This is a genomic window from Pseudomonas sp. GOM6, assembly GCF_029537485.1.
In the GTDB taxonomy this organism is placed as follows: domain Bacteria; phylum Pseudomonadota; class Gammaproteobacteria; order Pseudomonadales; family Pseudomonadaceae; genus Aquipseudomonas.
This window is the reverse complement of record NZ_JARPUS010000007.1, coordinates 81165-99454: the sequence shown is the minus strand read 5'-3', so window position 1 is coordinate 99454 and position 18290 is coordinate 81165. Positions and strand designations below refer to the sequence as shown.

The window sequence follows — 18290 nt, the reverse complement described above, 5'->3', positions numbered from 1 at the left end:
TATGTGCGAGCTGCTTGGCATGAGTGCCAATGTGCCGACCGATATCGTTTTCAGCTTCACCGGGCTGATGCAGCGCGGTGGTGGCAGCGGCCCGCACCGCGATGGCTGGGGCATTGCCTTCTATGAAGGGCGCGGGCTGCGTCTGTTCCAGGACCCGCTGGCCAGCGTCGACTCCGAGGTGGCGCGGCTGGTGCAGCGCTATCCGATCAAGAGCGAGACGGTAATCGGCCATATCCGTCAGGCCAACGTCGGCAAGGTCTGCCTGGCCAACACTCATCCCTTCGTGCGCGAGCTGTGGGGGCGCAACTGGTGTTTCGCCCACAACGGCCAGTTGGCTGGCTTCGCACCGGCGTTCAGCTTCTATCGGCCGGTGGGGGGCACCGACAGCGAGGCGGCCTTCTGCGACCTGCTCAATCGCGTGCGTGGTGCCTTCCCCGAGCCGGTGCCGGTCGAAGTGCTGCTACCGGTGCTGGTGCAGGCCGCGCAGGAATACCGTGGCAAGGGCGTGTTCAATTGCCTGCTCAGCGACGGCGACTGGCTGTTCTGCTTCTGCTCGACCAAGCTGGCGCAGATCACCCGGCGTGCACCCTTCGGCCCGGCGCGGCTCAAGGATGCGGACCTGACGGTGGACTTCCAGGCGGAAACCACGCCGAATGATGTGGTGACGGTGATTGCCACCGAGCCTTTGACCGAGAATGAGCGCTGGAACCTGTTCCAGCCGGGGCAATGGAGCCTGTGGCGGCGCGGCGAGCGTATCGCCCATGGGCAGATGGAGGGGTAAGGATGTTTCGAGGTTACTTGCGTCTGCTGGTGTTCGCCTTCGGCCTGCTGGTCGGCGTGCAGGTACCGGGCTTCATCGACGACTACGCCAAGCGGGTGAGCGCCCACCTGGCCGAGTCCGAGCAGAGCCTGCAGGGCTTTCGCGAGACGGCCGCGAAATTCTTCAATGGCGATCTCAATGCTCTGGTTGCGCATTACCGGGCCAGCACGGACGAGGTGATGCGCAGCGATGCCGAGAGCCTCAATCACCTGGTGAGTCGCTCGCAGTTGCTGGAAGCCGAGTGGCTGGCTATGCAGGGCCCTTGGTATGCCCAGGTGCTGCACCTGACCACGGATGCCGACTCGCAATTGCTGCAGGAAACCCTGGATGCCTACAGCTACCAGGTGCTGCTGGCGCCGCAGGCCATCGCCTGGGCCCTGGGGGCTGGTCTGATGCTGGCCTGGCTGGCCGAGCTGCTGGCTCTGGGCATTGGCTGGACCTTTGGCGTCGGCCGTCGGCACAAGCCAATTGCCTACGAGAAACGCCACTGGCGTTGACCCCTTGTTTGTTTCGCAGTGAAGCCAGCCGCTTGGCGCGCTCGGTCATGGGCGTCCTCGTGCTGAGCGGCTAGCCTGAGGCGAAACAACAAGAGGGTGTGCGCATGACGTTTGACAATCGTGTGGTGTGGATCACCGGCGCCTCGTCGGGAATCGGCGAGGCGCTGGCGCGTGGGTTGTTGCAGCAGGGGGCCTTGGTGATCCTGTCTGGCCGACGTGCCGAAGCGCTGCAGGCGTTGGCCGCCCTGGCGCCGCAGCGTTGCCTGGTGTTGCCCTTCGAAACGACCGATTACGCCGCGCTTGCCGGCCTGGTCGAGCAGGCCTGGGCCTGGCAGGGGCACATCGACTGCCTGGTCAACAATGCCGGCATCAGCCAGCGCAGCCTGGCGCTGGACACCCGCTTTGAGGTCTATCGCCAGCTCATGGAGGTCGACTACCTGGCGCCGGTGGCGCTGACTCAGGCACTGCTGCCGCGCATGACGGCCCGTGGCAGCGGCCAGCTGGCGGTGGTCAGCTCGGTAGCTGGCAAGGTCGGTGCGCCACTGCGTACCGGCTACTGCGGCGCCAAGCATGCGGTGATCGGCTATTTCGAGGCGCTGCGTGCCGAGGTCGAGCAGGCCCACGGCATCAGCGTCAGCGTGATTCTGCCGGGCTCGGTGCGCACCGGGGTGGCGACCAATGCGCTCGGTGGCGCTGGCCAGAGGCGTGGCCGCAGCGATGTGAATATCGACAACGGTATGCCCGCCGAAGAAGCCGCGTAGCGCATCATTGCCGGTCTGGCGGCGGGCCAGCGCACCATCGACGTGGCCGAAGGCACCGAGAAAATGGCTCTGCAACTGCGCGCTGCCGATCCGGAGCGGCTGTTCGCCCTGACCGCCGCCGAAGGGGCGCGACTGGCGCGCGAGCGGGCCGAGCAGGGCAGTGCCGATATCGACCCGGGCGCAGTGCAGCGGCTGGAGAGCTGATCAGTCCCCGCGGCCATGGGCGGCAGCCGCCAGCTGGCTGGTATCGACCCTGACAAAGGTGGAGTCGCCGATCGCCGTCAGCTGGTCGCCGGCGTAGACCTCGCAGATGACCTGGGTCTTGCGCCCCACATCACCCTCGATACGGGCGCGCAGCTGCAGCGGCACGCCCATGGGCGTGGGCTTGATGAACTTGATGCCAAGGTTGCCGGTAACGCAGTCGATGCGTGGCAGGCTGCCCGGCTCGCGGCCTTCGGCGCGGTAGTGGTAGGCCATGGCCGTCCAGTTCGAATGACAGTCCACCAGCATGGCGATCAGACCGCCGTAGACCAGTTCCGGCCAGCCGCAGTGCATGGGGTCTGGCAGATGTTCGGCGACGACGTGAATGCCGTCCTCGTGCCAGCGGCTCTTGACGTGCAGGCCATGCGGGTTGCGGCTGCCACAGCCGTAGCAGACGCCGTCCGGTGCGGCGGCGTCCTGCAGGGAAAGGTTGTGCATGATCAGGGAACTCCGGAAATAACCTGGCCAGCCTAACGCTTTACCTCCCGTCTGATAATGCACACGGCAAAGTCCGGTGGTTTGGCTAGGCTAAGTTGACCCGTTCTGACCTGCCCTGCAGGGAGAAGCGTCATGCCTGCTCTTCATCGATTCGGCTCCTGGTTTCTTGCCCTGCTGATTCTTGCCGGCTGCTCCGAAGAGGACAATGCGCCGCCTGCCAGCAGCCCGGCCAACCAGGCTACCGCACCCAGCGATACGGCCCCTGCTGCGCCGGCCCCCACGCAGGCCGGCGAGGCCGTGTTCAGCACGGAGGAGCTCGACCAGATGCTGGCGCCGCTGGCCTTGTATCCGGACAGCCTGCTGGCCCAGGTACTGATGGCGACCACCTACCCGGGCAATGTCGCCGATGCGGCGTCCTGGTCGATGGAGCACCCGGATGCCAGCGGCGATGACGCCGTACGCCAGGTGGCGGATCAGCCCTGGGATCCCAGTGTGCAATCGCTGGTGGCCTTCCCGGCCGTCCTGGCTACCCTGGGGCAGGACCCGGCCTGGGTACAGCGGGTGGGCGATGCCTTCCTGGCCCAACCGGATGCGGTCATGGATTCGGTGCAGCGCCTGCGCAGCAAGGCCAAGGCAGCCGGCAATCTGGAGTCCAACGAGCAGCAGAAGGTCAGCGTGCAGACCGCTCCAGCCGGCAGCACCGCTTCGGCGGCCGATATGCAGCAGGCACCGGCACAGACCATCATCATCGAGCCGGCCGATCCGCAGGTGGTCTATGTGCCCAGCTACAACCCCAGCGTGGTCTACGGCACCTGGTCTTACCCCTCGTACCCTCCAGTCTATTACCCGCCGCCGCCGGGCTATTACGTTGGTCATGCATTGGCCGCCGGATTGGCCTTCGGCGCCGGGGTGGCGATCGTCAATTCGTTGTGGGGCGACTGCGACTGGAACGACCACGATATCGATATCGACGTCCATCGCTATAACGATCTCAATATCAACCGCAAGCTGGAGATCAATCAGAACAAGTGGCAGCACAATTCGCTCAATCGCAATGGTGTGCCCTACCGCGACCGGGCAAGCCGCGAGCAGTTCTCCCGGCGCCTGGATGGCGCGCAGCAGCGCGATGCTTTGCGCGGGCATGAGCCAGATCGCCTCGCCGAGCGCGAGCGGGCGCGCCAGGCGCTCAACAAACGGGGTATCGCAGCGCCCGCCAGCAACAATCGAGAAGCCCGCGAACGGGTTCAGGCGATCGACCGTGACCAGGCCCGGCAGCGCCTGGAGCAGCGCCCAGCCAATGGGCTGGATAACGCCCGCCGCGAACTGAACAACAATCCCCAGGCACGACAGAAACTGCAGAACAATCCGCAGGTTCGCCAGCAGGTGCGTCAGGCACAGGCGTCGGTTCCGCGTACCCGCGACAACGCCTTTGCCGGTGCGCGCAGTCCCGTTCAGGCCAAACAACAAATCAACCGTGGTCAGCTCAGTCGTGCAGCAGCCAGCCGGCCACAAACTGCGCGCGCTACCGGCCAGCAGGTGCAGCGTGCGCCTCGGGCACATGCCGGCGGCGGCATGCGTCGGCGCTGACAGGAGAATCCTCATGACGTTCCTGCCCCGTACCCTGCTGGCGTTGCTGTTGACCTCTGTGCTTTCTGGCGCTCAGGCGCAGCAACTCTTTTCCAGCCCGCAAAGCGCTGCCGAAGCGCTGATCGACGCGTTGGGAACCGACAAGGCCGATGCGACCAAGCTGGAGCAACTGTTGGGCGCCGACTGGCAGCAATACATCCCCACCGATGCCATCGAACGCAAGGATGTCGAGGCCTTCCTCGCCCTCTATCGCGAGGCGCACCACATCCAGGAGGACGGACAGGGCCAGGCCCACCTGTTGGTGGGGGAGGTGGGCTGGGTGTTGCCGTTACCCTTGCAGAAGGAAGCGGGTGGCTGGCACTTCGATACTCAGGCCGCTGCCGAGGAAATTCGCGTACGCCGTATCGGTCGCAACGAAGCGTCAGCCATCCAGGCGGTACGTGCCTATCACGACGCACAGATGGATTACGCCGAAGTCGACCGCGATGACGACGGGGTGCTCGAATATGCGCAACAGTTCGTCAGCAGCGATGGTCTGCATGATGGCCTCTACTGGCCGGACGCCCCCGATACCGAGCAGAGCCCGCTGGGCCCGTTGTTCGGTGACGAGCTGCCCGACGGCCAGTGGCATGGCTATCACTACCGTATCCTTGCTGCACAGGGGCCCTCGGCGCCGGGCGGCTCTTACGATTATCGGCTTGGCGACAACATGAGCCGGGGTTTCGCCCTGGTGGCCTGGCCGGCGGAGTATGCCGACAGCGGGGTGATGAGCTTCATGATCAGCCATGACGGCCAGGTGTTCGAGAAAGACCTGGGCCCGGACGGCGGCCAGATCGCCACCGCCATGCAGCGTTTCGACCCGGACAGCAGCTGGCAGGAGGTCGGCGAGAGCGAGCCGTCCACGGCCGGCACCGAATGACACAACGGGCCCAGTCGGGCCCGTTGTGTGGTTACTTGGAGAGGAAGCGCATGCCTTCTTCCAGCCCGCGCAGCGTCAGCGGGTGCATCTGATCGTTGATCAGCTCGCGGACGATGTTGGTGGAGGCCGTGTAGTTCCAGGCGTCCTTGGGGTAGGGGTTGATCCAGATGAGCTTTTTGTACTTGTCCATGAAGCGCTTCATCCAGACGTAGCCGGCTTCCTCGTTCCAGTGCTCGACGCTGCCGCCGGGCTGGGTGATTTCGTAGGGCGCCATGGCCGCATCGCCGACGAACACCACTTTCCAGTCCGGGCCGTACTTGTGCAGCAGGTCGTTGGTGGAGAAGCGTTCGCTGGTGCGGCGCAGGTTGTTCTTCCACACGCTCTCGTAGATGAAGTTGTGGAAGTAGAAGTACTCCAGGTGCTTGAACTCGGTCTTGCACGCCGAGAACAGCTCTTCGCACACCTTCACATGCGCATCCATTGAGCCGCCGATGTCGAACAGGATCAGCAGCTTTACCGTATTCCGGCGTTCCGGACGCATCTGGATATTGAGCAGGCCACCATCTTTGGCCGTGTGGTCGATGGTGCCGCCCAGATCGAATTCTTCCGCCGCACCTTCGCGGGCGAACTTGCGCAGGCGGCGCAGGGCCACCTTGATGTTGCGCGTACCCAGCTCGACCTGGTCGTCGAGGTTCTTGTACTCGCGCTGGTCCCACACCTTCACGGCCTTGCCCTGGCGCTTGCCGGCATCGCCGACACGGATGCCCTCGGGGTTGTAACCGCCGGAGCCGAACGGGCTGGTGCCGCCGGTGCCGATCCACTTGTTGCCACCTGCGTGGCGTTCCTTCTGCTCCTCGAGGCGCTTCTTGAATTCCTCGATCAGCTTGTCCAGTCCGCCGAGGGACTGGATCTGTGCGCGCTCCTCGTCGGTCAGCAGGCGCTCGAACTCCTTGCGCAGCCAGTCTTCGGGTATCAGCGCCTCGATGTGTTCGTTGAGGTTCTCCAGGCCCTTGAAGTAGGCACCGAAGGCCCGGTCGAACTTGTCGAAGTGACGCTCGTCCTTGACCAGAATGGCGCGCGCCAGGAAGTAGAACTCGTCCATGTCGGCGAACACGACGTTGTGCTTGAGCGCGTTGATCAGGTCGAGCAGTTCGCGCACCGACACCGGCACCTTGGCCGCGCGCATTTCATTGAACAGGTTGAGCAGCATGGCTGCGGACCTCTCGGGATGTACGGACAATTCCCTCTCCCACTGGGAGAGGGTTAGGGTGAGGGGCTAACAGACAACTCGCAGCGGCCCGCTGATCCCTCACCCCCGGCCCCTCTCCCGGCAGGAGAGGGGAGATAAGCCTTAGCGCCCGGCGCGGCGCGCCATAAAGGCCAGGCGCTCGAGCAGCTGCACGTCCTGCTCGTTCTTCACCAGGGCACCGGCCAGCGGCGGGATGGCCTTGGTCGGATCGCGCTCGCGCAGCACGGCTTCGCCGATGTTGTCGGCCATCAGCAGCTTGAGCCAGTCGACCAGCTCGCTGGTGGACGGCTTCTTCTTCAGGCCCGGCACCTTGCGCACGTCGAAGAACACGTCGAGCGCCTCGGCCACCAGCTCACCGCTGATGTTCGGGTAGTGCACGTCGACGATCTTCTTCAGGGTGTCGCGGTCGGGGAAGGCGATGTAGTGGAAGAAGCAGCGACGCAGGAAGGCGTCCGGCAGTTCCTTCTCGTTGTTCGAGGTGATGATGATGATCGGGCGCTGCTTGGCCTTGATCGTCTCGTCGGTCTCGTAAACGTAGAACTCCATCTTGTCGAGTTCTTGCAGCAGGTCGTTGGGGAACTCGATGTCGGCCTTGTCGATCTCGTCGATCAGCAGGATCACCCGCTCTTCGGCCTCGAAGGCCTCCCAGAGTTTGCCTTTCTTGATGTAGTTGCGAACGTCGTGAACCTTCTCCGAGTTCAGCTGCGAGTCGCGCAGGCGGCTGACCGCGTCGTACTCGTACAGGCCCTGGTGGGCCTTGGTAGTGGACTTGATGTGCCAGGTGATCAGCTTGGCGCCGAAGGCTTCCGACAGCTGCTCGGCGAGCATGGTCTTGCCGGTGCCAGGCTCGCCCTTGACCAGCAACGGGCGCTGCAGGGTGATGGCGGCGTTGACCGCGAGCTTGAGATCGTCGGTGGCGACGTAGGACTGAGTGCCTTCGAACTTCATCTTGTGTTCCTCGAACGGTAACGCGCGGGCAGTGCCCGTCACGGCGAAAACGGAAAGCCCGACTATACCCCGCACCCCGGCGGACTGTGAACGAATACGCGCTATTCAGTCACTGAATGGCGGGTCACGAGTCAATTGCTCATGCGGCATGCCAGGCTGGACGCCGACATGGGCCGGGCATAGGCTTGGCGGTCTCGCTTCTGCCCTGCACAAGGATCCTGTCATGAGTCGCATCTTTTCCGACAACGCCCAGTCCATCGGTAACACGCCGCTGGTGCAGATCAACCGTCTGGGTCCCAAGGGCGTGACCATCCTGGCCAAGATCGAGGGGCGCAACCCGGGCTATTCGGTCAAATGCCGGATTGGCGCCAACATGATCTGGGACGCCGAGTCGCGCGGTGTACTCAAACCGGGCATGACCCTGGTCGAGCCGACCTCGGGCAATACCGGCATTGGCCTGGCCTTCGTCGCCGCAGCGCGTGGCTACAAGCTGGTGCTGACCATGCCGGCTTCCATGAGCCTGGAGCGGCGCAAGGTGCTCAAGGCCCTGGGGGCCGAGCTGGTCCTGACCGAGCCGGCCAAGGGCATGAAGGGCGCCATCGTGGAGGCTGAGGCCCTGGTGGCGGCCAACCCCACGACCCACTTCATGCCGGCGCAGTTCGACAACCCGGCCAACCCGGCCATTCACGAGAAGACCACCGGCCCGGAAATCTGGAACGACACCGACGGCGCCATCGATGTGCTGGTGGCGGGTGTTGGCACCGGCGGCACCATCACCGGCGTTTCGCGCTACATCAAGAACACCCGGCACAAGCCGATTCTCTCGGTAGCGGTGGAGCCGGTGTCGTCGCCGGTCATCAGCCAGACCCTGGCCGGCGACGAGGTCAAGCCGAGCCCGCACAAGATTCAGGGCATCGGCGCCGGCTTCGTGCCGAAGAACCTCGACCTGTCCCTGGTCGACAAGGTTGAACAGGTGACCGACGACGAGGCCAAGGCCATGGCCCTGCGTCTGATGCAGGAAGAGGGCATTCTCTGCGGCATTTCCTGCGGCGCGGCCATGGCCGTCGCCGTGCGTCTGGCCGAGAAGCCGGAGATGCAGGGCAAGACCATCGTCGTGGTGCTGCCGGACTCGGGCGAGCGCTACCTGTCGAGCATGCTGTTCAGCGATCTGTTCACCGAGCAGGAGCTGCAGCAATAAGGTCACGACGGGGCAGGGCAGGGGAGCACGGGCGCTATACTCGCGCCCTCTGTGCAGCTCGGTAATTGCGATGTCCGTCGACCTGGCCCGTACCTTTCTTGAAATCGTCCGCTGCGGCAGCTTCGTTGGCGCGGCGGAGCGCCTGCATCTGACCCAGACTGCTGTCACCGCGCGCATTCAGAGCCTGGAAAGCCAACTCAACTGCAGCCTGTTCGTGCGCAACCGCTCCGGTGCCAAGTTGACGTCCAATGGCGAGGCTTTCGTCGATTTCGCCAACCGCATGGTGCAGGCCTGGGAAGCGGCGCAGCAGGAGCTGCCGCTGCCGGAGGACTGCGCGGAGATTCTGCACATCGGTGCCGAGCCGAGCCTGTGCAACCCGCTGATGCTCAAATGGGTGTGTGAACTGCGTCAGACTCTGACCAAGCATGCCGTACACAGCCATATCGGCGATGGAGGCAACCTCTTGCAGCGTCTGGAGCAGGGCGGGCTGGACGCCATTCTGGTCTACCAGGCGCAGTATTGGCCGGGTCTGCAGGTTGAGTTGCTGATGGAGGAGCGCCTGGTGCAGGTGCGCAATCCGCGTCAGCCCGCGCCCTATGTCTATGTCGATTGGGGCGAGGAGTTTCGGCAGCGCCACAACGCGGCGCTGCCGGGCCATGCGCGGGCGTCAGTCAGCTTCAACCTTGGCCCGCTGGCGCTGCAGTACATTCTGGAGGTCGGCGGCAGCGGCTACTTCCGTCGTCGCGTGGTGCAGAGCTACCTGGATCACGGCCTGCTGGAGCTGGTGGAACAGGCACCGGAGTTCATGTATCCGGTGTATCTGGTCTATGCCCGCGAGCGGGTTTCACCTGCGTTGCAGCAGGCGTTCGAGTGCCTGCGCCGGGTGGCCATCTCCGACAGCGACTGGTCGCAGCGCTGGAACCCGATGATTTAGTCAGCCCAGGCGCTCCAGTACATCGCGCTGCAGGGCGGCGATCAGGTCGGTCTGGGTGATGATGCCGACCAGCACGCCATTCTCCAGCACTGGCAGGCAATGCAGGCCTTGGCTGGATAGCAGGGGAATCAGCTCGGCCACATGGGCCTGGCTGTCGACATGGTGCACCGGGCTGCTCATCAGCTCCGCCACCCTGGCGCTGCGCCCTGGTCGCCATCGCAACAGGCGGGCGCGTGGTGCTGTTTCGACCAGATCCACCAGGCTGAGGATACCGACCAGTTGCTGCTGCGCGTCGAGCACCGGCAGGCTGCGCAGACGGTGGTGGCGCAGCATCTCCAGCGCCTGTTCACGCGTGGCCTCGGGGGGCACCCAGCGCAGGTCGCGGGACATGATCTGCCCGGCCAGCAGGGTGCCCATGCCGCGTTTGAGGGCGTGGCGTTCAGTGGCGTGGATCAACTGGGCCAGATCATCGCGGGTGATGTCGACGAATTCGCCGAAATCTTCCAGGGCCTGATCCAGGTCGGCGTCGGAGATACCGACCCGATAATCTGGCAGTGCATCGCGAGTGTGGTGCAGTTCAGTGCGCTCGGCGCGTTTCGGGTAGCGCACGCCGGTGAGGTTGTTGTAGATCAGCGCACACACCAGCAGACAGGTGACCGTACCGAAAATCGGCAGCAGCAACAGGAAGCCCTGCTGGCGGATCAGTTCATCGCTGAGCAGCACGCACAGCGAAAGGGCGCCTGCCGGCGGATGCAGACAGCGCAGCATGTTCATGGTCAGGGCGCTCAAGCCCAGGGTCAGGGCGCATGCCAGCAGGGAATAGCCCAACTGCTGCTGCACGACAATCGCCAGGGCCGACACGCTGAGGTAACTGACCAGCACCGACCAGGGTTGCGCCAGGGCACCAGAGGGCACCGCGAACAGCAGCACGGCGGTGGCTGCCAGCGGGCCGAGCAGGTGGATAAGCGTCTGCTCCGGGAACAGTTGCAGGCTGAGCAGCAGACTTAGCGAAAGCCCCAGGGCGACGCCGAAGGAAATGCGCAGCCACTCGCGAGGGCGAGTCGGCGACGCGCCTGGGGCAAGGCTCGCAAGCCGGTTGAGCAGGGAGGCAGAGGGATTCATCATCGACCAAACATTGCGCGGGTTCGGCTGCTGCACGAAAAGCGCGCATCCGGCCTGTAAAATGCCTCTTATTGGGGCATTTAACGGGCTGGCGAAGTGTGAAGATCGCTCTTGATCAAGACAAACTAATAATTTTGCCTCTTTCAATCAAAAATATTGCATTTAAAGGGTTTGGATTGCACCTCAGGCGGTATGCCGGCTGACGAGCGTTCGCGGCTGTCGCACCACCAGCCACAGCGCCACGCCGATCAGTGCGCAGCCCGGCAGATAGTCCCAGGACAGCGGTTCGCCGAGCAGCAGGGCGCCCCAGAGTACGCCGAACGGCGGTATCAGGAAGGTGGTGGTGCTGGCCTTGATCGGACCAATGTCGGCCAGCAAGCGGAAGTACAGGACGTAGGCGAAGGCAGTGCAGACCAGGCCGAGGCCGGCCAGCGATAACCAGAGTGCCGGCCCGCCCCAATTGGCCGGCGGCTGCCAGGCCAGGCTGCCGGCGAACAATGGCAGCTGGAACAGGCTGGCACCGAGCAGGCTGGCAAAGGCCACCAAGCGGTTGTCCAGGCCCAGTGGGCCGATCCAGTTGCGGGTGAGGAAGCCCGCGAAGCCGTAGCAGGTGGTGGCTACCAGACAGGCGGCCGCGCCAAGCAGCAGGGGCAGGTCGAAGGCGACCGGGCCGGTGCGGGTCAGCACGGCCACGCCGAACAGGCCGATGGCCACGCCGGCGGCTTTGCTGGTGGTCATTTTTTCGCTGAAGAACAGCGCGCCGATCAGTACGCCCATCAGTGGCGTGGTGGCGTTGAAGATCGACGAGTAGCCGGCCGGCAGCACAAGAGCGGCCAGGCAGTACATCACCGACGGCAGACCGGCGTTGATCACGCCCAGCAGCAGGCAGGCCCTGAACTTGCCGTGGAATTGCCAGACCGGGCGCAGCACCAGGAGAAACACCAGCAGGCCGAGGGCGCCAAGTGAGGCGCGCAGGAAGGCGGTGGGCAGGCTGCCCAGTTCCGGCACGGCGATGCGCATGAACAGGAAGCTGGCGCCCCAGATGGCGGCGAGCAGCAGTAGGCGAAGCAGGTCAGCGGGTCTCATGGACGGCTCCAGGCAGGAGCCGCAAGATTACGCCGCCGGTCGAGCGGCGCAATCCTCAGATGGTTTTCAAATGGACCATACAGTTGCATGTGCCTGATGGTCGATTGGGTCAATGGCGCCGAGCGCAGGGGTCATTGAGTGCGTGCGAAGCGCGAGGATAACCTGCCAGAGACTCACTGCACTGGAAGCTGACGATGAAAGGCCCGCTGTCTTCGCTCAAAGTCCTGGATTTCTCCACCCTGCTGCCGGGGCCGTTCGCCTCGTTGTTGCTGGCCGATATGGGTGCCGAGGTGCTGCGCATCGAATCGCCGACGCGCATGGACCTGGTGCGCGTGCTGCCGCCGCATGTCGACGGCGTGTCCGCCAGTCATGCCTACCTAAACCGCAACAAGCGCTCGCTGGCGCTGGACCTGAAGCTGCCCGAGGCGCTGGAGGTGGTGCGGCGCCTGGTGGCCGAGTACGACATCGTGCTGGAGCAGTTCCGTCCGGGGGTGATGGACAGGCTCGGTCTCGGTTACGAGGCACTGAAGGCCATCAATCCGCGGCTGATCTATGTGTCCATCACTGGCTATGGCCAGACCGGACCGTACAAGGACCGCGCCGGACACGACCTCAATTACCTGGCGCTGAGCGGCCTGGCCAGTTACACCGGGCGCCGCGAGACGGGGCCACTGCCGCTGGGTGTGCAGGTGGCGGATATCGCCGGTGGCTCGCTGCATGGGGTGATCGGCCTGCTTGCCGCGGTCATCGCCCGGCACAGCACGGGGCTGGGGCAGCACGTCGACATCAGCATGACCGACTGCGCCTTCAGCCTGCACGCCATGGCCGGTGCCGGCTTCCTCGCCGCCGGCCAGGAGCCGGACATGGAGAACCAGGCGCTCAACGGCGGCAGTTTCTATGACTACTACCGTACCCGCGACGGCCGCTGGTTGTCGGTGGGCAGCCTGGAGCCGCAGTTCATGCAGCAGTTCTGTGCCGCCATCGGCCGCCCGGAACTGGCCGCCCTGGGCCTGTCGCCCAAGGATCAGAAGGCGCTCAAGCGCGAGATCGAGATCGAGATCGAGAAGCACGACCTGGCCGACTGGCAGCAGCGTTTCGCCGCCCTGGATGCCTGCGTCGAACCGGTGCTCAAGCTGTCCGAGGCGGTCGAGCACCCGCAGCTCAAGGCCCGTGGCGTGGTCACCGAGGTGCCGCGCGAGGGCAGGGCAGCGCAACGCCAGCTGGCCTGCCCGATCCGCTTCTCCGAGGGATTGGCGTCGCCCCAGCATATCGGGGCTGCGGTTGGCGAGCACAATGATGAGGTGCTGCGTGAGCTGGGTTATGGCGATGACGAAATCGCCGTGCTCAAGGCCAGCAAGGCGCTGGGGTAGCCCGGATGCAATCCGGGAGCGGGGCTGCGGGTTTTCCGGATTACATCCGGGCTACGGCCTGTTTCCCTGATAGGGGGGAGCAGGTACCTATTCCACCCGCTGCTCGCCGCTAAACACCAGCGTCGCGCGGCAACGCCGGCAGAAGTAGCGCCGGCCCTTGCTTACCAAGCCGTGGCGTTGGGCGGAGAAGGGGAACTCACCGTCCGGACACTGGCATAGATAAAGGTAGCGGGTGACCTTGCGCCCGCCAACGTCGTAGCTGTGGCAACGATCCGGTGGCAGCTCGTAGACCCCGCGCATGATCAGCTGCCACTCCTCGCCATGCGGCTGGATGCGTGGGCCGAACAGCTGGTGCGCGACCAGGTGGGCGACTTCGTGGGCCACGGTCTGCTTGAGGAAGTGCTCGCGGTTCTCCGCATACAGCTTGGGATTGAAGCGCAGCAGGTTTTCCTGCAGATGCGCGACACCAGCCTTCTGCCCACGCAGCTTGAAGCTGACCTCTGGGCGCGGGAAGGTACGTTTGAAAAAGTCCTCGGCCAGCTGGTAGCAGGCTTCGACGCGGGCATGGAGCAATTCGGGCATGTGCGGATTATGCCGGGCCGCTGCGCCCGATAAAACACGAAGCCGCCCGAAGGCGGCTCCCTGTGGCGGCAGGCCGGAGAACACTCAGTTGGTGTAGACAGGCCCTACACCGAAGCCCCAGAGGATGACCGAGCAGGCAATCATTGCCACCAGCACGACCAGGCCAACGGCCAGTACCGAGCTGGAGAACATGAAGCCCTCATCGGAAGGGATGTTCATGAAGGTCGGAATGCCCGCATAGAGCAGGTAGACCGTGTAGCAGATTGCTGCCGTACCGACGAACATGCCCAGCCACAGGCTGGGATACAGCGCCGCGACACCGCCGACGAACAGGGGGGTGGCGCAGTACGCGGCGAATACCACGCACTGGGTCAGGCTCGGGTTGGAGTCATAGGTGCGCGCCATCCAGTGGATGAACGCCCCCATCACGGCTACGCCGGCAAGCATTGCCAGGTAGGACATGACCGTCATCTGTAGTGCGCTGGTTGCGGTGAGTTTGACCGCCTCGCCGTCGCCGATGCGCCACCCCACTTCGGTAGTGCCGAAGTAGGCGCAGATGGCCGGTATGGCTGCGAGAATCAGGACGTGGGTCAGGTACATGTGGCTGATGGTTTCTTCCTCGCCACGGATTTCCTGCCACTCTTGGTCGGGATGGGTGAAGAGCCCCCAAACATGGTGGATCATGCAGACACCTCCTCTTTTTATTGTCGATCGCCCCGCGGTGGCGCCCGGTGTGCGTGAGCAGCGTCGCCGGGTGCGGGCCGAGTTAAGTGCGACCGTATGCCGCAGTATAGGAGAAGGCTGCAGCCCGCGTGAGTCGTGGCTTTAGAGTGAATCGCTCTCTACAGCTCAGCCGTAATAACGCTCAAGTATTTCCATCGCCAGGTTGATCGATTGCAGGCGGCTGGTACTGCCGCCCCGATCCGGATGATGCTGGCTCACCAGTTGGCGATAGCGTTGCTTGATGGTGGCCAGCTTGAGCGGTTGCCCGTCGTTCAATTCGAACAACTCCAGCGCCGCGCGCTTCTCGTCACCGCCCTGCATGCGCGTCCAGAAGCTGGCCAGCAGCTTTTCCACGTCGTCTGCGCTGGTGTCGCGCAACTGCTGCAGATCGAGGTAGTAGTCTCGCAGCGGGTCATGCTCGGCCAGGCCCTGGCATCCGGGCTGCCAGGGTTGCAAGCGTACGCAGAGCGGGTTGATATCCAGGTGCGCGACCTGGCTATGCCACAGGTGATCGCGTAGCCGGTACAGGGCGTTGAACAACAGGAAATGGGTGCGAAACAGCACCAGCTTGTCGTCCAGGCCCAGGCTGGGAATGTGCGTGCAATGGCGGGCCTTGAGCTGCTGGATCAGCTGGAATTCGCTGATGCCGGCGGGTTCTGCTCGCAGCAGTTGGTGAAGTTGCTCGGCCAGGTCGAGTGCAGGGTCTAGGTCGTTGTTCATCGGCTGAGCCTAACACGGGCTGTCGTGGCCGGCCTTTGTGCGTAAAATAGCCAGCTTTTCGCCTTCACCTCCCGGATTTTCCCGCATCATGCCCAGCACCCTCTCGGTCAACCAGAACAAACTGCAGAAGCGCCTGCGTCGCCAGGTCGGCGAGGCCATTGCCGACTTCAACATGATCGAGGACGGCGACAAGGTGATGGTCTGCCTGTCCGGCGGCAAGGACAGCTACACCCTGCTGGACATCCTGCTGTACCTGCAGAAGGTCGCGCCTATCCAGTTCGAGATCGTCGCGGTCAACATGGACCAGAAGCAGCCCGGTTTCCCCGAGCACGTGCTTCCCGCCTATCTGGAGTCCATCGGCGTGCCGTACCACATCATCGAGAAGGACACCTACTCGGTGGTGAAGGAGAAGATCCCGGAGGGCAAGACCACCTGTTCGCTGTGCTCGCGCCTGCGTCGCGGCACCCTGTACACCTACGCCGACGAGATCGGCGCGACCAAGATGGCCCTCGGTCACCACCGCGACGACATCCTGGAAACCTTCTTCCTCAACATGTTCTACGGCGGCACGCTGAAGGCCATGCCGCCCAAGCTGCTGTCCGACGATGGTCGCAACGTGGTGATCCGCCCGCTGGCCTACTGCCAGGAGAAGGACATCGAGGCCTACTCGGTGATGAAGGAGTTCCCGATCATCCCGTGCAACCTGTGCGGCTCGCAGGAGAACCTGCAGCGCCAGGTGGTCAAGGAGATGCTCAACGACTGGGAGCGCAAGAGCCCGGGCCGCACCGAGATCATGTTCCGCGCACTGCAGAATGTGGTGCCGTCGCAACTGGCCGACCGCAACCTGTTCGACTTCCAGAGCCTGAAGATTGACGACAGCGCCACACCGCGTTTCCTTGACGTGATGAGCCTCTGACCCGCCTTTTCAAGGACGAGACATGCGCGACTACCAGTGGATTTACGAATACTGCCTGAACCGTTTCGGCTCGGTCGAAGCCCTGGAAGCGCGCCTGCCGCAGCCGAGGAGCGCGCAGGAGCTGCTCGACCTGAGCGATGACCGTTACCTGTCGCTGATCTCGCTGCGCATCTTTCGTGCCGGCCTCAAGCACAGCCTGGTCGATGCCAAGTGGCCGGCGTTCGAACAGGCCTTCTTCGGTTTTGATCCGGAAAAGGTGGTGCTGATGGGCGCCGAGCACCTGGAGCGGCTGATGCAGGACGCGCGACTGATCCGTCACCTGGGCAAGCTCAAAAGCGTGCCGCGCAATGCCCAGTTCGTGCTCGATGTGCAGAAGGAGAGGGGCAGCTTTGGCGCGCTGATCGCCGACTGGCCGGTGAGCGATATCGTCGGGCTGTGGAAGTACCTGGCCAAGCACGGCAGCCAGCTCGGCGGGCAATCGGCGCCGCGCCTGCTGCGCATGGCCGGCAAGGACACCTTCATCGCCACCGAGGACATGGTCGCCGCGCTCAAGGCCCAGCAGATCCTCGACAAGGCGCCGACCAGCCTGAAAGAGCTGGCCGCCGTGCAGGCTGCCTTCAACTACTGGCACGAACAGAGCGGGCGACCTCTCTGCCAGCTGTCGATGATGCTGGCCTACACCGTCAACCATTGAGCCAGCAGGAGGCTACGCCATGGTGAGCGATATTCTCCGCGTCGCCCAGGCCATCCAGCGTGCCGAACGCATCCTGATCATCACCGGCGCCGGGCTGTCGGCGGATTCTGGGTTGCCGACCTACCGCGGCCTTGGCGGACTGTACAACGGCCTGACTGCCGAGGGACTACCGATCGAGGCGGCGCTGTCCGGGCCCATGCTGCAGCGCAATCCGGCGCTGTGCTGGAAATACCTGGCCCAACTCGGCGAGGCCTGCCTGGGCGCGCAGCCTAATGCTGGGCACTTCGCCATCGCCGAGCTGCAACGCCTCAAGCCTGAGTGCTGGGTGCTGACCCAGAACATCGACGGCTATCACCGCCAGGCCGGCTCCCCGGCGCAGCGGCTGATCGAGATCCATGGCGAGCTGGCGCCGCTGTTCTGCCAGTCCTGTGGTGCGGCGGATGCGCAACTGGCGGAGCATCTGAGCAGGCCGCTGCCTCCCCGTTGTGCTCGATGTGGGGGCGTGCTGCGCCCACCGGTGGTGCTGTTCGAGGAAATGCTGCCGGAAGATGCCATTGGTCGGCTTTATGATCAGGTGCGTCAGGGCTTCGAGGTGGTCATGGCCGTAGGGACTACGGCGAGCTTCCCCTACATCGTAGAGCCCCTGGCCGAAGCCCGTAGGAACGGCGGATTCACGGTCGAAGTGAACCCGCAGCACACCGATGTAAGTCGTTGGGTTGACGCCCGACTATTGGCGAGGGCCTCAGACGTTTTGCCGGAACTATTGGGTCACATTTCTGGGCATTGAATTTGCAATTCATCGAAGCAGACGGCATATTCCCCCGCCATCAGATAACTATTAGACACGGTCGTGCCCATGCTCAAGCGCTTCGCACCCCTCGTGCCCATTGCACTCACAGTCCTGCTGGCGGCCTGCGCCAGCCAGGCTCCGCAGCCACAAGTCAGCGTGGTGGAGCCGCAATCCCCGGTCGAGTACCTGCCTGAAGAAGACTTCAGCGATGTGACCGACGACCAGCCTTACGAGCTGCCGCAGCTGGCGGACAGCATCCTCAGCGAAGGCCTGTCCCTGGTCGGCACCCGCTACCGTTTCGGCGGCACCTCGATCAAGACCGGCTTCGACTGCAGCGGCTTCATCGGTTACCTGTTCAAGGAAGAGGCGGGCATGCAGCTGCCACGCTCGACCCGCGAGATGATCAATCTCGATGCGCCGCTGGTGGCGCGTGACGAGCTTGAGCCGGGCGATGTGATCTTCTTCAACAACCGTGGCCGTGGCCGCGTCAGCCACGCCGGCATTTACCTGGGCGACGACCAGTTCATTCACTCCAGCAGCAGCCGCAGCGGCGGTGTACGGGTGGACAGCCTGGAAGACAGCTACTGGAAGCGCAGCTACATGGAAGCCAAACGCGTACTGGCCCTGGCGCCCGAGCAGAGCGTAGCCACCACTCAGTCCCGCTGAACTTGTCGC

General features: G+C 64.1%; 21 protein-coding genes. 13 read left to right on the top strand and 8 right to left on the bottom strand.

What is annotated here, in order from left to right; genetic code table 11:
* Position 1 precedes the first annotated feature (1 nt).
* The 4 genes from P7A97_RS10370 to P7A97_RS10355 all read left to right on the top strand — a co-directional run bounded on the left by P7A97_RS10370 (position 2) and on the right by P7A97_RS10355 (position 2282).
* Positions 2-781, top strand: a complete 780-nt coding sequence (locus P7A97_RS10370; protein ID WP_277689861.1) for a class II glutamine amidotransferase — start codon at positions 2-4, stop codon at positions 779-781.
* A 2-nt stretch (positions 782-783) separates the two neighbouring features.
* Positions 784-1317, top strand: a complete 534-nt coding sequence (locus tag P7A97_RS10365; RefSeq protein WP_277689860.1) for a DUF2937 family protein — start codon at positions 784-786, stop codon at positions 1315-1317.
* 104 nt (positions 1318-1421) lie between these two features.
* Positions 1422-2078: an SDR family NAD(P)-dependent oxidoreductase gene (locus P7A97_RS10360; RefSeq protein ID WP_277689859.1), complete on the top strand. Its 657-nt coding sequence runs from the start codon at positions 1422-1424 to the stop codon at positions 2076-2078.
* Between the two features lie 63 nt (positions 2079-2141).
* A complete protein-coding gene (locus tag P7A97_RS10355; protein WP_277689858.1) occupies positions 2142-2282 on the top strand; it encodes a hypothetical protein in 141 nt (46 codons plus the stop codon).
* Here P7A97_RS10355 and P7A97_RS10350 read toward each other — a convergent pair whose 3' ends face one another.
* A complete protein-coding gene (locus P7A97_RS10350) occupies positions 2283-2777 on the bottom strand; it encodes a PaaI family thioesterase (RefSeq protein ID WP_277689857.1) in 495 nt (164 codons plus the stop codon).
* A 132-nt stretch (positions 2778-2909) separates the two neighbouring features.
* Between P7A97_RS10350 and P7A97_RS10345 the strand changes: the two genes are divergently transcribed.
* Together P7A97_RS10345 and P7A97_RS10340 are read left to right on the top strand one after the other, a co-directional pair.
* Positions 2910-4364, top strand: a complete 1455-nt coding sequence (locus tag P7A97_RS10345) for a DUF3300 domain-containing protein (RefSeq protein WP_277689856.1) — start codon at positions 2910-2912, stop codon at positions 4362-4364.
* Positions 4365-4377: 13 nt separating this feature from the next.
* The gene (locus P7A97_RS10340) at positions 4378-5283 is read left to right on the top strand and encodes a DUF2950 domain-containing protein (RefSeq protein WP_277689855.1); all 906 of its coding nucleotides are present in this window, start codon (positions 4378-4380) and stop codon (positions 5281-5283) included.
* 31 nt (positions 5284-5314) lie between these two features.
* Here the strand turns inward: P7A97_RS10340 and P7A97_RS10335 are convergent, their stop codons facing one another.
* Complete coding sequence (locus P7A97_RS10335; protein ID WP_277689854.1) at positions 5315-6493, bottom strand: VWA domain-containing protein; 1179 nt, start codon at positions 6491-6493, stop codon at positions 5315-5317.
* A 141-nt stretch (positions 6494-6634) separates the two neighbouring features.
* Entirely contained in the window at positions 6635-7480 is an 846-nt protein-coding gene (locus P7A97_RS10330; RefSeq protein WP_277689853.1) for a MoxR family ATPase, read from the bottom strand.
* Positions 7481-7703: 223 nt separating this feature from the next.
* On the opposite strand from P7A97_RS10330, the gene cysK reads away from it, so the two are divergent.
* A complete protein-coding gene (gene cysK / locus P7A97_RS10325) occupies positions 7704-8678 on the top strand; it encodes a cysteine synthase A (protein ID WP_277689852.1) in 975 nt (324 codons plus the stop codon).
* A 70-nt stretch (positions 8679-8748) separates the two neighbouring features.
* The gene (locus P7A97_RS10320) at positions 8749-9612 is read left to right on the top strand and encodes a LysR family transcriptional regulator (RefSeq protein WP_277689851.1); all 864 of its coding nucleotides are present in this window, start codon (positions 8749-8751) and stop codon (positions 9610-9612) included.
* Here the strand turns inward: P7A97_RS10320 and P7A97_RS10315 are convergent, their stop codons facing one another.
* On the bottom strand, positions 9613-10737 hold the full coding sequence (locus P7A97_RS10315; protein WP_277689850.1) for an HPP family protein: 1125 nt from the start codon (positions 10735-10737) through the stop codon (positions 9613-9615). It abuts the gene before it with no gap.
* A gap of 180 nt (positions 10738-10917) precedes the next feature.
* Positions 10918-11820, bottom strand: a complete 903-nt coding sequence (locus tag P7A97_RS10310) for a DMT family transporter (protein ID WP_277689849.1) — start codon at positions 11818-11820, stop codon at positions 10918-10920.
* A gap of 194 nt (positions 11821-12014) precedes the next feature.
* Between P7A97_RS10310 and P7A97_RS10305 the strand changes: the two genes are divergently transcribed.
* Positions 12015-13190, top strand: coding sequence for a CaiB/BaiF CoA-transferase family protein (locus P7A97_RS10305; RefSeq protein WP_277689848.1), 1176 nt, complete (start codon positions 12015-12017; stop codon positions 13188-13190).
* A gap of 87 nt (positions 13191-13277) precedes the next feature.
* Here the strand turns inward: P7A97_RS10305 and P7A97_RS10300 are convergent, their stop codons facing one another.
* From P7A97_RS10300 to P7A97_RS10290, 3 genes are all read right to left on the bottom strand, one after another.
* Positions 13278-13772 carry a SprT family zinc-dependent metalloprotease gene (locus P7A97_RS10300; protein ID WP_277689847.1) on the bottom strand — a complete coding sequence of 165 codons (495 nt, stop codon included), beginning with the start codon at positions 13770-13772 and terminating at the stop codon, positions 13278-13280.
* Positions 13773-13856: 84 nt separating this feature from the next.
* The gene (locus P7A97_RS10295) at positions 13857-14456 is read right to left on the bottom strand and encodes a Yip1 family protein (RefSeq protein WP_277689846.1); all 600 of its coding nucleotides are present in this window, start codon (positions 14454-14456) and stop codon (positions 13857-13859) included.
* A gap of 165 nt (positions 14457-14621) precedes the next feature.
* The gene (locus P7A97_RS10290; RefSeq protein ID WP_277689845.1) at positions 14622-15215 is read right to left on the bottom strand and encodes a DNA-J related domain-containing protein; all 594 of its coding nucleotides are present in this window, start codon (positions 15213-15215) and stop codon (positions 14622-14624) included.
* 88 nt (positions 15216-15303) lie between these two features.
* On the opposite strand from P7A97_RS10290, the gene ttcA reads away from it, so the two are divergent.
* The 4 genes from ttcA to P7A97_RS10270 all read left to right on the top strand — a co-directional run bounded on the left by ttcA (position 15304) and on the right by P7A97_RS10270 (position 18281).
* Positions 15304-16131: a tRNA 2-thiocytidine(32) synthetase TtcA gene (gene ttcA / locus P7A97_RS10285; RefSeq protein ID WP_277689844.1), complete on the top strand. Its 828-nt coding sequence runs from the start codon at positions 15304-15306 to the stop codon at positions 16129-16131.
* Between the two features lie 22 nt (positions 16132-16153).
* Complete coding sequence (locus tag P7A97_RS10280) at positions 16154-16825, top strand: DNA-3-methyladenine glycosylase I (protein WP_277689843.1); 672 nt, start codon at positions 16154-16156, stop codon at positions 16823-16825.
* A 19-nt stretch (positions 16826-16844) separates the two neighbouring features.
* Positions 16845-17612, top strand: a complete 768-nt coding sequence (locus P7A97_RS10275; RefSeq protein ID WP_277689842.1) for an NAD-dependent deacylase — start codon at positions 16845-16847, stop codon at positions 17610-17612.
* 69 nt (positions 17613-17681) lie between these two features.
* Positions 17682-18281, top strand: a complete 600-nt coding sequence (locus P7A97_RS10270) for a C40 family peptidase (RefSeq protein WP_277689841.1) — start codon at positions 17682-17684, stop codon at positions 18279-18281.
* The last annotated feature ends 9 nt before the right edge of the window (positions 18282-18290 follow it).

Bases quoted from the DNA above. Each gene is read 5' to 3' on its own strand.
- P7A97_RS10370 (WP_277689861.1), top strand. From the start codon at position 2: ATGTGCGAGCTGCTTGGCATGAGTGCCAATGTGCCGACCGATATCGTT.
- P7A97_RS10365 (WP_277689860.1), top strand. From the start codon at position 784: ATGTTTCGAGGTTACTTGCGTCTGCTGGTGTTCGCCTTCGGCCTGCTG.
- P7A97_RS10360 (WP_277689859.1), top strand. From the start codon at position 1,422: ATGACGTTTGACAATCGTGTGGTGTGGATCACCGGCGCCTCGTCGGGA.
- P7A97_RS10355 (WP_277689858.1), top strand. From the start codon at position 2,142: ATGGCTCTGCAACTGCGCGCTGCCGATCCGGAGCGGCTGTTCGCCCTG.
- P7A97_RS10350 (WP_277689857.1), bottom strand. From the start codon at position 2,777: ATGCACAACCTTTCCCTGCAGGACGCCGCCGCACCGGACGGCGTCTGC.
- P7A97_RS10345 (WP_277689856.1), top strand. From the start codon at position 2,910: ATGCCTGCTCTTCATCGATTCGGCTCCTGGTTTCTTGCCCTGCTGATT.
- P7A97_RS10340 (WP_277689855.1), top strand. From the start codon at position 4,378: ATGACGTTCCTGCCCCGTACCCTGCTGGCGTTGCTGTTGACCTCTGTG.
- P7A97_RS10335 (WP_277689854.1), bottom strand. From the start codon at position 6,493: ATGCTGCTCAACCTGTTCAATGAAATGCGCGCGGCCAAGGTGCCGGTG.
- P7A97_RS10330 (WP_277689853.1), bottom strand. From the start codon at position 7,480: ATGAAGTTCGAAGGCACTCAGTCCTACGTCGCCACCGACGATCTCAAG.
- cysK (WP_277689852.1), top strand. From the start codon at position 7,704: ATGAGTCGCATCTTTTCCGACAACGCCCAGTCCATCGGTAACACGCCG.
- P7A97_RS10320 (WP_277689851.1), top strand. From the start codon at position 8,749: ATGTCCGTCGACCTGGCCCGTACCTTTCTTGAAATCGTCCGCTGCGGC.
- P7A97_RS10315 (WP_277689850.1), bottom strand. From the start codon at position 10,737: ATGATGAATCCCTCTGCCTCCCTGCTCAACCGGCTTGCGAGCCTTGCC.
- P7A97_RS10310 (WP_277689849.1), bottom strand. From the start codon at position 11,820: ATGAGACCCGCTGACCTGCTTCGCCTACTGCTGCTCGCCGCCATCTGG.
- P7A97_RS10305 (WP_277689848.1), top strand. From the start codon at position 12,015: ATGAAAGGCCCGCTGTCTTCGCTCAAAGTCCTGGATTTCTCCACCCTG.
- P7A97_RS10300 (WP_277689847.1), bottom strand. From the start codon at position 13,772: ATGCCCGAATTGCTCCATGCCCGCGTCGAAGCCTGCTACCAGCTGGCC.
- P7A97_RS10295 (WP_277689846.1), bottom strand. From the start codon at position 14,456: ATGATCCACCATGTTTGGGGGCTCTTCACCCATCCCGACCAAGAGTGG.
- P7A97_RS10290 (WP_277689845.1), bottom strand. From the start codon at position 15,215: ATGAACAACGACCTAGACCCTGCACTCGACCTGGCCGAGCAACTTCAC.
- ttcA (WP_277689844.1), top strand. From the start codon at position 15,304: ATGCCCAGCACCCTCTCGGTCAACCAGAACAAACTGCAGAAGCGCCTG.
- P7A97_RS10280 (WP_277689843.1), top strand. From the start codon at position 16,154: ATGCGCGACTACCAGTGGATTTACGAATACTGCCTGAACCGTTTCGGC.
- P7A97_RS10275 (WP_277689842.1), top strand. From the start codon at position 16,845: ATGGTGAGCGATATTCTCCGCGTCGCCCAGGCCATCCAGCGTGCCGAA.
- P7A97_RS10270 (WP_277689841.1), top strand. From the start codon at position 17,682: ATGCTCAAGCGCTTCGCACCCCTCGTGCCCATTGCACTCACAGTCCTG.